Below are 14,555 nucleotides of genomic sequence, written 5' to 3'. Positions count from 1 at the left end.
TAAAAACTAGAATTATGAGTAACGAACAAGAGATTTTAAATTTAATCGCACAATACACCCATTATTTAGATCAAGGTAATTTTGATGGCGTAGGTAATCTATTTGCTGAGGGAAAAATTATTACTACCGGCAGCAGTATAGAAGGAAAAGAAGGTGTTTCAAAAAAACTGACCAAAGACCTTCAGGTATATTCCGATGGCACCACCCGAACAGCTCACGTGACCACAAATACCGTTTTAGATATTCAGGAGGAAAATGATCAAGCGACAGCAGTTTCATACCTAACTATATACCAACAGGATAATGAACGTGATTTTCCTTTACAACCGATAATGATAGGAAAATACCACGATACATTTAAACGTAAAAATGGGCAATGGCATTTTTCAGTACGCGAAGTGGTCATCACCCTTACCGGAGATCTTTCTCACCACGCTAAGCCGGAAATTATGAAATTTGTATAAAATGGACAGCAATAAAAAAACAGTGTTCATAACCGGGGCCAATAAGGGCATCGGTTTTGCAACCGCGAAATTATTAGCCGAAAAAGGCTATCAGGTTTGGATGGGTGTTCGTAATATGGAGCGCGGAGTAAAAGCACATCGATTACTAAAGGAACAAAATCTTGATGTGCATTTAGTGCAGATTGATATTTCTAATGATGAAAGCGTAACAGAAGCAGCTCATTATTTAGAACAACATCTAGAGCAACTGGATATTTTAATTAACAATGCAGGTCTTGCCCCGAATTTATCCGTTCCCCCTAGCGATGAAACGCTTTCCGCAATTAAAAAGCAATACGAAGTCAACACTTTTGGACCGGTTCGGGTTACCCAATCTTTATTGCCTTTACTTAAAAAAGCCCCTAAAGCCAGCATCATTATGCTCAGTAGCATTGTGGGTTCTTTGTCACTTTCAAGTGATGAAAGTACAATTTACGGTCAAGTTAATTTTGCAGGATATTCCAGCTCTAAAACAGCTTTAAACGCTTTAATGGTTGCTTTTGCAAAAGAATTAAAGCCACATAGAATACCAGTTATCGCCATAGAACCTGGACATATTAAAACAGATTTAAATGGGAATACCGGAACAGAAACACCAGAAAGTGCGGCAAAGCTAATTGCCAAATATGCCTTATTGGGCGATATATCAAATACCGGAAAGTTTTTAGGCCCTAATGGTATTTTACCTTGGTAAGTTACTTGAAATCTTAGAAAAGAAGGGATCGTTCTAAACTATTCTCATTTCTATATTGATTGTATTCGTTTAATCGGAAACAGATTATGAGAATTTGGAAACTTAAAATAAGAGAAGCTTAACCAACTTTATCAAAAAATAAAAGACAAAAGTTATGACTACAAATGCAAAAGGAATCGTTTTTATTGTTGATATCAGTGGCTATTCTAAATTTATAAATCAAATTGATGCTTCAAATGGTATTAGAATTATAAGTCGCTTATTTCATAGCATTATTGATCAAAACCAATTAGAATTTAAAATCTCGGAAATCGAAGGTGATGCTATTTTATTCTATCGTTTTGGGGCTCCTGTTTCATCTGAAGAAATCCTTGATCAATTCAAAACAATGCTTTCCAGCTTTCAACAACAAATCAAGGATTTACAAAAATATTTTCCCATAGTTGCCGATATGGGTTTAAAAGCCATTGTCCATTATGGTAAAATGAGCGAATATGCCATTCAAAATTTCTATAAATTATTCGGGAGAATTTTAGTGGATGCACACAGACTACTAAAAAATAATATTCCCGAAAACACGTATGTGCTTATCACAAAAGAGTATATAGATGCTTTAAAGAAAAACGGAATAGAGAGTACTATTTCTTGTGGTTACCAGCAATGTGAGCTCTATGATATAGGAAATCTATGCTATACCTATTTTCCGTTTAAGACTCAAAAAAATCTATCCAAAAATCTCAAAATCGCCTAATTTTTAAAAAAGTTATCCGTTTTCACTTAGGTGAAAAATAATTTGATCGTACCCCACTAATTTTGACCTGAATTAAAAAAAAATAAATAGATATGAAAATTGTTAAGAATTTATTCCTCGTATTGGTAATGGTATTTACCACTATTTCCTGCTCTGATGATGACGATAATACACCTTCTGAAGAGCATCATTCTACACTTGTTTTGGTACACGGAGCTTGGCAATCTGCTTTTGTTTGGGATCAGGTAAAAACCAAATTGGAAAAGCAAGGACACACCGTGATTGCATTAGAATTATTGGGTCACGGCGAAGATAATACCCCGGTTTCTGATATTACTTTTAAAGGATATGTAGATCAGGTAAAAGCGGTTATTGTAGGGTTGGATACTCCAGTAGTTCTGGTTGGTCACAGTTTAGGTGGTGCCGTAATTACGCAGACGGCCAGTGAAATCCCGCAACAAATTGAAAAATTAGTTTATGTAGCGGGATTTATTCCTAAAGATGGGAAAAGTGTTTTGGATTATTCTGCATTGGATACCGCATCTTTATTACCTACTGCTTTGGAATTTTCTGCTGATGGAAGTACTGCTGCAATTTCTAATGCTGAAATAAATATTCAAGAAATTTTTTGCCAATACGGATCGGATGAAGACATAGATGTTTTAGTGGAAAAGCTAAAACCCGAACCGGTAGCAGCCTTAGCAACACCTCTAGATTATACTATAGATGATTATACTGCTATAACAAACAAATATTACATATTTACTAAAGAAGATCACGCCATTACCTATCCCTTTCAGCAACAAATGGCATCGGAAGCAGGGATTACGAATACCTTTGAAATATCTTCCGGGCATAGTCCCTTTGTTTCCAAACCTGCAGAGCTGGTGGAAATCTTTGATGCGATCTTAAAGAACTAATTTATGGGACTTTTCAGTAAACAAAAAGTATTAGAAGTCGGTGAGGTGATTCCGCCTTTTCAATTACAAGATCAAGATGGAAAATGGGTAAAACTACCCAATACTATTCAGCAAAAAGGAGCGGTTATTTATTTCTATCCAAAAGATGAAAGTGGAGTTTGCACAAAAGAAGCCTGTGCTTTTCGAGATAGCTTTGAAAGTTTTTCTGATGCAGGGTTTGAAGTTTTCGGAGTAAATAATGGAAGCATTGAAAGTCATAAAAAATTTCAGCGACACCATAGGTTACCTTTCACTTTATTGAGTGATCCGAGAAATGAAGTTCTTAAAATGTTTGGTATAAAAAATGTCCTTTTTTTAACCGGTAGAGAGACTTTTGTAGTGGACAAAAATGGTAAGGTTCTTCATAAATTTAGAGATTTTCTAAATGGAGAAAAGCATATTAATGAAGCTTTAACTGTGCTAAATTAATTTTAATGAAAAACGGCTTACCTATTTAATAGGCAAGTCCTTTTTTTATTTACAAAACATGGAGATGGATAAAACTTTATTATATCAGCACTTAAAGGAATTCTCAGGGTTATCCGAATTAGATTTTGAAAAGGGAGAAAATTTTTGGCATTCAAGATCTATTAAAAAAGGTGAATTCTTCAATACAAAAGGTGTCGTATGCAAAGAACTGGGCTATATTACCAAAGGAATTTTCCGTATCTACCATTACGATGATCTGACCCAAGAAGAAACGAATGTTTTTTTCTTTTCAGAAAATCAATTCTTGATTTCCTTTCACGCCCACTGAATAAGAATCAAATTCCACCAAAAACCCGCAAACATCGCTGTTTGCGGGTTTTTTCATTTTTGATGATATCAAATAATATCATTTAATACCGTATAAATCGGGAGTGATTCGGGAGTAAATCTCGGGAGTGATTTTACTCCCGAATTAGCGTCGAAAAGCCCGTCCTTACTGATTTCTTCATTTTTTTATTTCAAAATTATAAAGTACTTTAGAGTGGAATTTTGAACAAAAAATGAGCCTTTTACTCTCCATATTATTTCATATTCGAAAATCCAAGGGTAAATCTGATGGGTTAGCAGGCATTTATTGTCGTATAACGGCAGATGGCAAAAGGGCTGAAATGAGTATCGGAAGGAAGGTAGCTATCGATAGGTGGGATGCTACTGCGGAACACGTTAAAGGAGTATCAGGCGGTGCTAAGGAGATCAATACCCTTATGCTTAGCATTCAAAATGACCTTCTTGAAAAACAACGGGAATTCAACAGACAAGGCATTTCCTTTACCGCTGCTGATCTGCGAGATGCCTATCTGGGGAAAAGCCATACAGCCAAGATGCTGTTGGAACTTTTCAAAGAGCATAACGATAAGATTTTTAGGTTGATACGTTCGGGGGAATATGCACTGGGAACATTTAAGCGCTACGATACCGTTCACAACCACTTAAAGGAATATATAAAAGCAAATTACCAGGGAACTGATATAGCCCTTAAAGATATTGATTACAAATTCATAGAGGGATTTGCCTTCTTCCTGAAATCTGAGAAGAACTGTGCGACCAATACTACACTGAAATACATCCGTAATTTTAAAAAGATCGTTCGTATTGCACAGGCCCATAATTATATCCAGAAGGATCCTTTTATCAACTGGAAGATGAAACGAAAGGTAGTCAACCGCGAGTTCCTTTCGGAGACAGAACTAAAGAGGATGTCTGAAAAAGAATTTGAGATGGATCGTTTGAGCCAGGTGCGGGATATTTTTATCTTTTCCTGTTTTACAGGCCTTGCCTATATCGATGTGCAAAAGCTTACCCGAAATGATATTCTTATGGGTGTTGACGGTAGTAAATGGATCAAGATTAAACGGACAAAAACTGACACACCCAATAGCATTCCCGTGCTGCCTGAAGCCCAAGTCATTTTGGATAAATATGAAGATTTTACACATGCGGATAACTCGACAAAATTATTGCCTGTGGCCAGCAATCAAAGGTCAATGCTTATCTCAAAGAGATTGCCGTGCTGTGTAAGATAACAAAGACACTAACCTTCCATTTGGCGCGACATACTTTTGCAACAACCGTAACACTGTCCCGTGGAGTACCTATTGAGACCGTTAGCAAAATGCTGGGCCATACCAATCTTACAACTACTCAGCATTATGCAAAGGTGCTAGACCTTAAGATAAGCAGGGATATGCTGCAATTGAAGCAACGGAAGAGCATACTAGGAGATTCACAGAAGGAATAATTTTTTGGCGACAATATTAAATCTTTAAGTTTCACAACTAATTGAAAGAAGTTATCTATACTAATGCTGGTAGCATCTGCCGTTAGAATTTGTTGTCATCCGTTTGCATCGTAACCCCTTTTTAGTCTTACCGGAACATTGTACGGACTGAGATTTAGAAGGCTCTTTAGAAGCCTGAGTAGAAATTAATGATCTAGAGCTTTCAATATTGGAATTTGATCTTCTAATTGGCTTGCAAACTTTACAAGCTTCATATCCGGTTTCTAAAGCTTTTTCTAAGGTAATAACGATCTTAGAATTTTTTAAATAATGACAATTCTCAGTATGATATTTCTCTCCAGTTTTAGTTATATATACTTCTTGCGTTTGCGAATGACACCGTGTTCCAATTACAAGGAATAAAGCAATAAAGACAATTTTTATACTCTTGGATATCATAACTTATTTAGCTAAGATTCAAACTATTCCTGCAATATAAAATCATCAACTATCTTTTGCATGTTTGATGGAAGTCCTGCATTTTTAATTTCATACTTCGAGACTCCCATCACTTCAAGCCAATCCTTCCAATATTTCTGAATTACATCTTCTTCGTAAGGATTTTTTATATCTGGATTAATACCCAAAACCAAAACCTCTAATTTATCGAGATTCTTGTTAGCGGGAATAAAGCCATAATTTTTGTCTAACATTCTTTCCTTCCATTTACCTGTGTTGAGATTAAACTTTTTTACAGTTTGAGGGGTAAGATATGATGTTTGGTTTCCTTCTTCCAGAATGGTGTTTTTATGATATATGTATCCGTCTGTAAGAATAATTAAAATATTTCGGTGATTTTCCTCAATGCAGAAATCATTTACTTTGCTTTTGAAGAACCTCCAAATATCAGACCCTACATAGGCATCATCTAAAATTGCAGTTTCATATATAAGTTTTGGAATACTGTCATACTTTTCTGAAATAGAAATGATTTTATCTTTTGTAGCATTATCTTTTGTAAACCTTAGTTTTAAAAGATCAAGCTTTTGATTAAGCTCTTTATCTGCAGGTTCGGGATCGATGTATAATTGTATTTGATCATTTATTTTTCTTGTTTTCTTATTTCTTAGATGAATTTCAAAAGCATTAGCGACCGAATTAATATAACCCAGATCTCTTTCGTAAAATTCCATGGCTGGGTCAGGATATTTGTCAGGATTGATTCTATCTGAAAGATCAAGTAATAAGCTGATATTTAAATCAGGTCTTTCTGAATTTAGTTTTTTTACTGGCTTACTAGCAGGCGTAGATTCTTGAGGAGTTTTGGGTTCGTCCTTACATGCTTGCAAGAGCACAAGAAGCACGGGAATGATGTAATAATATTTTTTCAGCATTAGTTTATGAGTTTATAGAGACGACCTTCGTAATCCTCATTGTCTATATTATATTTTACTAGATGCAATTTTTGTTGTTCTTCACAAAGCTTATATAATTCTTCTCTTCGCTTTAATCCATCAAAATTATCCGAAATGGCTAAAAACCATCCTTTTACATACTCGGCGTGATAGGTTAAATAGTGCTTGTTTGAAAACACAAAACCATCTATTGTTCGTTGTAAATCGGTTATTTTACCTTCAAAACCGGAAATTTCTTCTTTAATCGCGGGAAGTTTTTCTTTGATTTTCAGCGTTTCAGCTTCGCTATTTTGGATTTCCTCACGTTTTGAACGTATAAAGGATTTGATCAAATCAAAATTTTCGTATTCTTTCATTATAAAATCAAAAACTAAACCCCAAATTATGTAGACAATGAAACCGGCGAATATTATACCCCAAAATTCTACAGATGAAAACGCAATTGGAAGATTAAAAGGCGGTGAGTCTGGTGTTTTATAGAAGTCATAGAGCTTCTGCTCAATCAAATATGCGAGAATAGCGTCAAAAATAAATGTGATCCCAAAAAGCAGGAAAATTTTAAGAAAACTTAAAACCCCCTTTTGTTTCTGAAACATATGAATTAAATAACCAAGTCCCATAAATGCAAAAGGTATTGTAGCCACAAAAACAGCTTCGAGCCATCCGTCTGCTACTGCTTTTGTAAAGGCTTCTGCATCAAAAATGGCTTCACCTAATTTATCTGAATTAAAATCTTTAAAAAATGCAGAATAGGATGCAGAAATATAGAAAACTAATAGATAAAGAGTAATTGGAAGTAAAACGAATAGTCCAATGTAGAACTGTGCTTTAGGTCTCTTATCAACATCTAAACCATAAATTTCTGGCTTACGTTTTACTTCGACCATGTCTTGTTTTAAGCCACGAATTTTATCTTCTAAATTTGAAATACTCTCTTCAAGCAGGCTTAAGACCGTCTTTCTTTTTTTTAATTCTGTTTCTTGTCTTCCTTTTTCATCTAAGTAGGGTGCTTTGAGTTCATTTTGTAATTGCTCATTTTCCCGACACTTGCCTTTATAGTCCATATACACCTCCTCCAGGCAAGTTTTAAAAACCCTATGATTACCTTCAGCTTGTTTTGAGGAGCCATATCCACTTTCAAAAAAAGTGAGTTTGACCTTCTGAATATCTTCAATATCAGATTTCACTTCAGAAATTGTATCCTTCTTTTTTACGGCAAAAATACTTTTTAGAGCGCTCATATCATTCTTGTGTTAATGCGATTAATTCTTCTTTTGGGAGATTTCTTTCAGCATGATGAAGTAAAAAATCAACTAATTCTGGAGTGTTTTCTTCTAAGAAGCCAAATTTTAGACAGTACTTCTTAAGGGTGTTCACTTCGTCTGGAGTGGCTATTGAGTCTGCCCAAATCATTACCGCAAGATCATAGAGGTATGAGATTTTTTCTTCAACGGTTTCAGGAATTACGGTTTCATGAGAGGGGTTAAGCAAAATCGAATCTAATTCTTGTTTACTAACGCCTCTCTCTTCTGCAAAATGATAAAGCATTTTCATTTCTAAAACATCAAAATTGTCATCTGAGAATGCCATTTGATAAAGCCTTAAAAAGTGACTTTTTAATTCGGTTGAGATCATTTTATCAATATGATTAAATTAATTCGATTAATATATTAGCGATATCTATAAAAACTACCATGAACAGTAGTAAAATATAGCAACCACTTTTAGAATTTTTATTGTTTTTCTTCGATTTAGTTGAAGTATAATGTCCTTGAACATAAGTGCCATCTTTTTTATAGTAACCTTTTCTATATCCCATATCCGAGTAAAATAATCGTTAATGATATGCCTAATAAAAATGTAAGGAGGCATCCACTTTTAGAGGATTTTGAAAATGATTTTCTGTACGTAAGACCAGAAATTCCTGAGCGAACTGTAAAACCTTTGCCATTAAGCGAGCCTCTTTTTGATCGGTAGCTAGGTCTTATGCCTGTCTTACTAACATTAAGTCCAATGCCTTTCCCCAGATTAATCCGTTTTTGTATTCTGAATCCCATTCAGATAATTGTTTTTAATAAGTTTACTTATCAAAGTAGTTAATGTCTTAAATATTTTTATTTAAGAAGTATGACATTCAGGCGAACATGTTATACAACCATTAGATTGAGAAAAAGTTTTTTTAGCCTCTTTGACAGCAGTTGAACAATTAGAATGAAGACCTAAATCCTTTTTACTATTTACCAGAGACAGCCAGTAGCAACCTTCTTTATGTACTTCATGATCTCCATTGTTTTGTGCACTATTGTTAACATAATACCTTGCCATAATTTTTAGTTTTAGAATTATACTTTGCTAATCTAAAGCCATTAAACAACAAAGCCTTACGGAATTCCGTAAGGCTTAAGTAAATTTCATATTTGGTAATTCTGCTAAATCAAATCAATCCCAAATCTTTCACAACCGCAACTAGGTGTACGGCATTATTTGCTTTGAATAAAATACGTAGTCTATTTAGTCGTTTTTCTATCGAGCTTATACTGCTTGGACGAATAGCATTCTTTTTAAACTCATCACTTATTTCTTTATTAGAACATCCATCAGACAATTTTTTAAGTAACAGAATGTCATAATTTTCTATATCTAAACTTTGTCGTTTGTCTAATGCTGCAGCTACTTGGGGAGAAATAAAACGTTTATTATGTTTTACAGCTTCTAAAGCATTACTTAAATCCTCCAAACTTGTCCTGCTTTTAAACACGTATGCATCAATATTTTGTTCTTCAAAAAGCGAACGAATTTTTTGAAGACGCTCTTCCATTGAAAATACAATAATCTTTATAGAGGTAGGATACTCTCTTATTTTTGCTATTAAATCGCTTCCACCTTTTAGTGTTTGTTCTCTGTGATCTTGCTCAAACGAAAGATCTGCAATGAGCAGATCAAATGGGTTTTCATCCTTTAAGGCCTTCAAAAATTTTAAATGCGCGTCATCACAATACTCTGTAATCACTATTTCTTCAGCACCTTTTTCAAAAAGTTGCTGCTCAATTTTTTTGGTATTCCATCCTAAATCCTCGGCTATAAGTACTTTTTTAAACATCTAAACTTGTATTTGCACGGTGAGACCCTTACCTAACTCAGGATCAAATATAATTGTTCCGTTTAAAGCATGAATACGGGATTCCATATTTTGAATACCATTCCCTTTTTTTATTTCTTCACCACTACCATTATCCTTATATGTGATTTTTAATTTTTTCCGATTTTGATCGAATGAAATTAGAGCCAAATTAGCATGGCTATGTTTCTTATTGTTTGTCATCAATTCGCCAAGAACCATATAAATAGTGTTCTTTTTTGTCTGGCTAATTGTTGACCAATTAATTGCATTCAGATCGCGGGTTATTACGTTTAAATGTTCAGATTTATAGGAATTTAGCCTGCTGATAAGCTGATCTGGAAAATTAGACCCTTCAATTAACGGACTATGATTTTTTGATATGTCCCGGGTTTCAAGATATATTTTATCCAATTTTTTCAAAATATGTTCTGGGACATTCAGATTTTGGAGTTCAGACATAACCTGAAAGGTGTCATTGGCTAAACCGTCATGAATTCTTTTGGAAATAAAAGCTTCGGTTTGATGTATGCTTTCTAATTGTCTGCGTTTTCTTTTCTGATGCATTAGGGCAATAGTGGGTACACTTATACAAACACCTAAAACTGCAAGAGATAAATAAATAGTTTTTAATGTCTTTTGTCGCTCACCTTCTAATTGTGCAATTTGAGTATGTTGCTGTTCTTTTTCAACATCATACTTCATTGCTGCATATTTATTTTCTTTAATCAGGCGGGCTTCCTCTAGGCTATCTTTTAGTTTTTTAAATTTTATAATCATAGGATCCTGATCTAAGATCACATATTTCCCTAAGGAATTCACGAGATATTCTGCGGAATTAATTTTTTTTGCAATTGCATAGCCCATGTCAAAATAAACCCGGGCCTGTCTAAAGTCCTGAGATTCGATATAATACTCAGCAAGATCATTATAGCTGGAATATTGCCCAACCAAATCATTTTCTTTGATTCTATATGCTAAGGCAACCTGTATAGAATTTAGTGCGTCTTTATCGCCTAATTTAAATTGTACATAACCCAAATTAGAGAGTATCCTAGCATATTGTTTTGTGTTTTCTGTGGAAGCAATTTTTAAAGTTTCTTTTAAAATTTCTTCTGCTGATTCATACTGCTTTAAATCTTTATAGATGGTAGATTTGTTATTCAGGATACTTATACTATCCTTTTTTGATTGCGAAAAACTTAAAGCTCTATCATAAAATGATAGGGCTTTTTCATAATCGTTAAGCCTTCTGTAAATCATTCCCAATTGATTATTTAATCCTAATTTTAAATCTGCCTTTTTATCAGAAGAAATATTTTCAGCGAAGCGAAGCGCAAATACAACTGTTTGCTCGCTATCATTTAATAACCCGTATTCTGACTGTCCGTTGGCAATGAGACGCAAATTTTGTATAGCAGATAAGGTATCTCGACTATATAATGAGGACTTTACTCTTTTCTCAAAGAAGGTTTTAGCTTTTTGAAAATCTGCAAAATCTGTAGGCTTACTTAATGTATTGTAGTAATAACGTAAACTATCTGCTTCCTTAATATTTTGCCCATAGTTTTCAGTAGAAATAAATATTAAAATAAAAAAGAGGAATGAATAAGCATTTGCTTTCATTCCTCTAAAATAGATATTTATTCTGATCTTTTTAATGTATACTATCTGGTAAAGGGGGCAAAATTGGTTCATCATCGCCGCAGCATGATGAAGGATCAATTACCTGATCTCGTAATTTTTCTGGTGTACAAGAAAAAAGAGCTAAATTGAGGAAAACCGTAAGTATTATTAGAATTAATTTTTTCATTTTATATGTTTTTAAAATGGACATACCTGTGGCTGTCCGAGTTTTTTGACTCAGTGAAATAGAGCGGCTAATCCGCTATGGAAAAAGAAGAGACGTCTCTCTGTTTTTGAGAAGTATGGAGTGTAGAAGAAGAATTTTGATTACTTCTCAATTCTCAAAAATTCAACTAATACAACTCCATTTAAAGAATTTTGCTGTGCTGCAAACCCTGCTTGCAAAACAGGTCACAGTTAAAATTCTAAGGCAAATGAATAGAGAAATTTTATGGAAGAAAGGAAGGCTGCAGGAAAGGTTTAGGAAACTTTTTGGAAATCATATTCCATTCGATTTCCGTAATTTTTCCGGATATATTGAAATGAAAACAATTGGAAATTTCTAAGATATGAGTCGTAAGCAGTTAATTTTGAATGCTTTTGAAAAGGCGCGATTAGAAGGTGTCCAAAAAGGAATTAAAGAACCTTCTTTAACGGATAATGCAAAGGTTCTTGTAGAGTATATAGATAATGAAACTGGAATTTCTTTAAGCGATAGGACATTACGGGATTATTTCAACAAGGCTAAAGCTGAAAATACCGAGGACTTGAATATTGCTAATCACCAGACCCTTGATGCGTTATTAAAATATCTCGACTTTGAAAATTATCAGGATTTCTTGGGTTTCCTCAATACTACCGAAAAAGAAAGCCGTTCCGAGGTAAATGACATAAGACTTAGGCGTAAGAATGTTTTTGACGGAAAGAAGTGGCTGTCGAAGAATAAAATTTCGTTTATTTTGATAGGATTTGCTGTGGCATCATTAATTGTAGTAAGCTTAATAGATTTCAAGGAGGAGAACCGCTGGATGATTTGGAAAACAGATCATTATGAAGAGGTTGGCTTTTCGGCAGATCTTTTCAATTCGGGTAAATTGAAGCTCTATAAACCAGAACGTATTGAAGATTTTAGAAAGGTTAATGCTGACTGTAGAACCATGTTTTTTAATCCTGATGGAAGTGAAAAGTTCTGGTATGGCAAAAATATTTCCGGAGAACTTGAAATCTTTTCATCTTTAGGAAAGCATCCCGAAACGGGGAAGACCTTAAAACCATTGACGCAATATATGATTGATAAATACATTTGTTCTAAAAGCATAAATAAATTAGAATAAATTACTTCACCCCATTCCCCTCCATCCGTAAAAAGCTTTCATTACAGGAAAAGCGTTTCATGCCAAGGTCGTGAACACAATCCCAGAAAAAGGGATTACGTACGCCTTTTAAAAGTGATTATTAAGATATGTCGATAAAATTGCATAATTTCGACATATATTTGCAACATGTCGATGCTTTCGACATAGTCCTCTTTAAATGTCGATATCATGTATGATCCTGAAAAAGCATATAACAATCTGCCATTATTACCTCCTAATGTTGAAGTTGAAACAAAGAAAATATTAAAGCAAGCAATTACATCAAATAAAATATTGGCAGAACTTAAAGGACGAGCGGATGAAATTCCGAATCAATCTATGCTTGTAAATGCCATCACATTACAAGAAGCTAAAGACAGTTCTGAAATTGAAAATATAGTAACAACTCAGGATACGTTGTACAAAGCTTTTTCTTCTAATATTTCTACTACAGATGCCCAGACAAAAGAAGTTTTAAGATATCGTCAGGCATTATGGGAAGGGTATACTGATTTAAGTCAAAGACCTCTTTCTACAAATTCCTTTATTCAAATAGTGCAGACTATAAAAGAGAACGATTCTAGTATAAGAAATGTACCCGGAACGAAAATCACGAGTAATAATACAACCATTTATACACCTCCAGAAGGTGAATCTGTAATTCGAAATCTATTAAAAAATCTGGAAGATTACATACATGCAGAAGATGATATTGATCTTCTAATCAAATTGGCAATAATGCACTACCAGTTTGAAGCGATACACCCTTTCTTTGATGGGAACGGTAGGACGGGTAGGGTCATTAATATGCTCTTTATGGTCGAGAAAGGGCTTTTGGATACTCCTATACTTTATCTTAGTAAATACATCATTGAGAATAAAAATGAGTATTATACACATCTTAGAGGGGTAACCGAAAATTCAGCATGGGAAACTTGGATTCTTTTTATATTAAAAGGTATAGAAGAAACTGCGCTATACACTTTAGATAAGATAAATTCAATTAATAATTTGATGCAGGAAACCATTGTTTTTGCAAAAGAAAAACTGCCAGCTCGAGTTTATTCTAAAGAACTAATTGAACTATTATTTGAACAACCCTATTGTAAGGTTAAATACCTTGTTGATAAAGATATAGCAAAACGTCAAACGGCAGCGGAATACCTTAATGAGCTTGAAGCAATTGGAATCTTAAAATCACAGAAAGTAGGAGTTGAGAACCTGTATTTAAATGTAAAATTGGTTGAGGTTTTAAAAAAATAAAAGAATTCAAAAATGGTTTTCTGGAAAGCAGGGAAAGATTTATGGCTGTGTCCATACCGATGATTGCAAAGAAAAAAAGGAATAATTTAAACTGAAATCACCCCATTCCCTTCCATAACGCAAAAGCTTCATTGCAGGGAAAGCGGTTCATGCAAAAAGTCTTAAACCCAATCCCGGAAAAAGGATTGAGTTCGCTTGAAACTACAGGATTAAAATTTAGGTAGACATAAAACTTTATAGTAATTGTTTCGTTTTAAGAGTCTTTCTAACTAAATATAAATGAGTTAAGCAGACATCATACTACTAGGATGCTGTTCATTCAATTCGTTTTCAAGCTTGATTATTTCCTGTCTAAAGAACTTTATAAACTGAAGTTCCGTCACCAGCTTGTAGAATTCTAAATACTTAATTCTGTTGAAGTGAATGCGTTCTTTTTTTTCTAAATTTTGATATTTCTTACCAAGGGGAATATGTACACCCTCTCTTTGAGACATACAATTTTCCAAAAGTTCATTATAAATATCTAGCATCATTATACAATATCCTATTCGAACTTTTAAAGGGATATCCATATTCACACAATTCTGGTAAAGACCCCAATCAAAAATATTTTGATCGTATATGATTAAAATTTTTCTTTTAAATCTTATATTAATATCGATCTC

General features: G+C 34.0%; 16 protein-coding genes. 10 read left to right on the top strand and 6 right to left on the bottom strand.

Annotated elements, in window-relative coordinates:
* Positions 1-14 precede the first annotated feature (14 nt).
* The 8 genes from ACH3PA_RS04315 (at position 15) to ACH3PA_RS04280 (ending at position 5,134) form a co-directional block, all read left to right on the top strand.
* Positions 15-464, top strand: a complete 450-nt coding sequence (locus tag ACH3PA_RS04315; protein WP_416440001.1) for a nuclear transport factor 2 family protein — start codon at positions 15-17, stop codon at positions 462-464.
* A 1-nt stretch (position 465) separates the two neighbouring features.
* A complete protein-coding gene (locus ACH3PA_RS04310) occupies positions 466-1,197 on the top strand; it encodes an SDR family NAD(P)-dependent oxidoreductase (RefSeq protein WP_416440003.1) in 732 nt (243 codons plus the stop codon).
* 154 nt (positions 1,198-1,351) lie between these two features.
* Entirely contained in the window at positions 1,352-1,948 is a 597-nt protein-coding gene (locus tag ACH3PA_RS04305; protein ID WP_416440005.1) for a DUF2652 domain-containing protein, read from the top strand.
* A gap of 92 nt (positions 1,949-2,040) precedes the next feature.
* Positions 2,041-2,868 carry an alpha/beta hydrolase gene (locus ACH3PA_RS04300; RefSeq protein WP_416440007.1) on the top strand — a complete coding sequence of 276 codons (828 nt, stop codon included), beginning with the start codon at positions 2,041-2,043 and terminating at the stop codon, positions 2,866-2,868.
* A 3-nt stretch (positions 2,869-2,871) separates the two neighbouring features.
* Positions 2,872-3,336, top strand: a complete 465-nt coding sequence (locus ACH3PA_RS04295) for a peroxiredoxin (protein WP_416440009.1) — start codon at positions 2,872-2,874, stop codon at positions 3,334-3,336.
* Between the two features lie 64 nt (positions 3,337-3,400).
* Positions 3,401-3,664 (top strand): hypothetical protein, encoded by a 264-nt coding sequence (locus tag ACH3PA_RS04290; protein ID WP_416440011.1) that lies wholly within the window; start codon positions 3,401-3,403, stop codon positions 3,662-3,664.
* Between the two features lie 232 nt (positions 3,665-3,896).
* Entirely contained in the window at positions 3,897-4,919 is a 1,023-nt protein-coding gene (locus ACH3PA_RS04285) for a site-specific integrase (protein ID WP_416440013.1), read from the top strand.
* Positions 4,904-5,134 (top strand): tyrosine-type recombinase/integrase, encoded by a 231-nt coding sequence (locus tag ACH3PA_RS04280; protein WP_416440015.1) that lies wholly within the window; start codon positions 4,904-4,906, stop codon positions 5,132-5,134. The genes ACH3PA_RS04285 and ACH3PA_RS04280 overlap by 16 nt, the downstream gene beginning before the upstream one ends.
* 461 nt (positions 5,135-5,595) lie before the next feature.
* On the opposite strand, the gene ACH3PA_RS04275 is transcribed toward ACH3PA_RS04280, so the two are convergent.
* The 5 genes from ACH3PA_RS04275 to ACH3PA_RS04255 form a co-directional block, all read right to left on the bottom strand.
* Complete coding sequence (locus tag ACH3PA_RS04275) at positions 5,596-6,507, bottom strand: hypothetical protein (RefSeq protein ID WP_416440017.1); 912 nt, start codon at positions 6,505-6,507, stop codon at positions 5,596-5,598.
* A complete protein-coding gene (locus tag ACH3PA_RS04270) occupies positions 6,507-7,769 on the bottom strand; it encodes an ABC transporter permease (RefSeq protein ID WP_416440019.1) in 1,263 nt (420 codons plus the stop codon). Before ACH3PA_RS04270 ends, ACH3PA_RS04275 begins: the two co-directional genes overlap by 1 nt.
* Position 7,770: 1 nt before the next feature.
* Positions 7,771-8,163, bottom strand: coding sequence for a hypothetical protein (locus ACH3PA_RS04265; RefSeq protein ID WP_416440021.1), 393 nt, complete (start codon positions 8,161-8,163; stop codon positions 7,771-7,773).
* Positions 8,164-8,962: 799 nt separating this feature from the next.
* Positions 8,963-9,628: a response regulator gene (locus ACH3PA_RS04260; protein WP_416440023.1), complete on the bottom strand. Its 666-nt coding sequence runs from the start codon at positions 9,626-9,628 to the stop codon at positions 8,963-8,965.
* Positions 9,629-11,272, bottom strand: a complete 1,644-nt coding sequence (locus tag ACH3PA_RS04255; protein WP_416440025.1) for a tetratricopeptide repeat-containing sensor histidine kinase — start codon at positions 11,270-11,272, stop codon at positions 9,629-9,631.
* Between the two features lie 569 nt (positions 11,273-11,841).
* Between ACH3PA_RS04255 and ACH3PA_RS04250 the strand changes: the two genes are divergently transcribed.
* On the top strand, positions 11,842-12,606 hold the full coding sequence (locus ACH3PA_RS04250) for a hypothetical protein (protein ID WP_416440027.1): 765 nt from the start codon (positions 11,842-11,844) through the stop codon (positions 12,604-12,606).
* Between the two features lie 210 nt (positions 12,607-12,816).
* Positions 12,817-13,890, top strand: a complete 1,074-nt coding sequence (locus ACH3PA_RS04245) for a Fic family protein (RefSeq protein WP_416440028.1) — start codon at positions 12,817-12,819, stop codon at positions 13,888-13,890.
* 284 nt (positions 13,891-14,174) lie between these two features.
* Here the strand turns inward: ACH3PA_RS04245 and ACH3PA_RS04240 are convergent, their stop codons facing one another.
* The gene (locus ACH3PA_RS04240; protein WP_416440030.1) at positions 14,175-14,384 is read right to left on the bottom strand and encodes a hypothetical protein; all 210 of its coding nucleotides are present in this window, start codon (positions 14,382-14,384) and stop codon (positions 14,175-14,177) included.
* Positions 14,385-14,555 lie beyond the last annotated feature (171 nt).

Source organism: Leeuwenhoekiella sp. A2 (assembly GCF_047946655.1).
Classification (GTDB): domain Bacteria; phylum Bacteroidota; class Bacteroidia; order Flavobacteriales; family Flavobacteriaceae; genus Leeuwenhoekiella.
The sequence above is the reverse complement of the archived record's forward strand: the minus strand, read 5'-3'. Positions and strand labels throughout refer to the sequence as shown.

Excerpts from the sequence above, each read along its gene's own strand:
- ACH3PA_RS04315 (WP_416440001.1), top strand. The coding sequence starts at position 15 with ATGAGTAACGAACAAGAGATTTTAAATTTAATCGCACAATACACCCAT.
- ACH3PA_RS04310 (WP_416440003.1), top strand. The coding sequence starts at position 466 with ATGGACAGCAATAAAAAAACAGTGTTCATAACCGGGGCCAATAAGGGC.
- ACH3PA_RS04305 (WP_416440005.1), top strand. The coding sequence starts at position 1,352 with ATGACTACAAATGCAAAAGGAATCGTTTTTATTGTTGATATCAGTGGC.
- ACH3PA_RS04300 (WP_416440007.1), top strand. The coding sequence starts at position 2,041 with ATGAAAATTGTTAAGAATTTATTCCTCGTATTGGTAATGGTATTTACC.
- ACH3PA_RS04295 (WP_416440009.1), top strand. The coding sequence starts at position 2,872 with ATGGGACTTTTCAGTAAACAAAAAGTATTAGAAGTCGGTGAGGTGATT.
- ACH3PA_RS04290 (WP_416440011.1), top strand. The coding sequence starts at position 3,401 with ATGGATAAAACTTTATTATATCAGCACTTAAAGGAATTCTCAGGGTTA.
- ACH3PA_RS04285 (WP_416440013.1), top strand. The coding sequence starts at position 3,897 with ATGAGCCTTTTACTCTCCATATTATTTCATATTCGAAAATCCAAGGGT.
- ACH3PA_RS04275 (WP_416440017.1), bottom strand. The coding sequence starts at position 6,507 with ATGCTGAAAAAATATTATTACATCATTCCCGTGCTTCTTGTGCTCTTG.
- ACH3PA_RS04270 (WP_416440019.1), bottom strand. The coding sequence starts at position 7,769 with ATGAGCGCTCTAAAAAGTATTTTTGCCGTAAAAAAGAAGGATACAATT.
- ACH3PA_RS04265 (WP_416440021.1), bottom strand. The coding sequence starts at position 8,163 with ATGATCTCAACCGAATTAAAAAGTCACTTTTTAAGGCTTTATCAAATG.
- ACH3PA_RS04260 (WP_416440023.1), bottom strand. The coding sequence starts at position 9,628 with ATGTTTAAAAAAGTACTTATAGCCGAGGATTTAGGATGGAATACCAAA.
- ACH3PA_RS04255 (WP_416440025.1), bottom strand. The coding sequence starts at position 11,272 with ATGAAAGCAAATGCTTATTCATTCCTCTTTTTTATTTTAATATTTATT.
- ACH3PA_RS04250 (WP_416440027.1), top strand. The coding sequence starts at position 11,842 with ATGAGTCGTAAGCAGTTAATTTTGAATGCTTTTGAAAAGGCGCGATTA.
- ACH3PA_RS04245 (WP_416440028.1), top strand. The coding sequence starts at position 12,817 with ATGTATGATCCTGAAAAAGCATATAACAATCTGCCATTATTACCTCCT.
- ACH3PA_RS04240 (WP_416440030.1), bottom strand. The coding sequence starts at position 14,384 with ATGTCTCAAAGAGAGGGTGTACATATTCCCCTTGGTAAGAAATATCAA.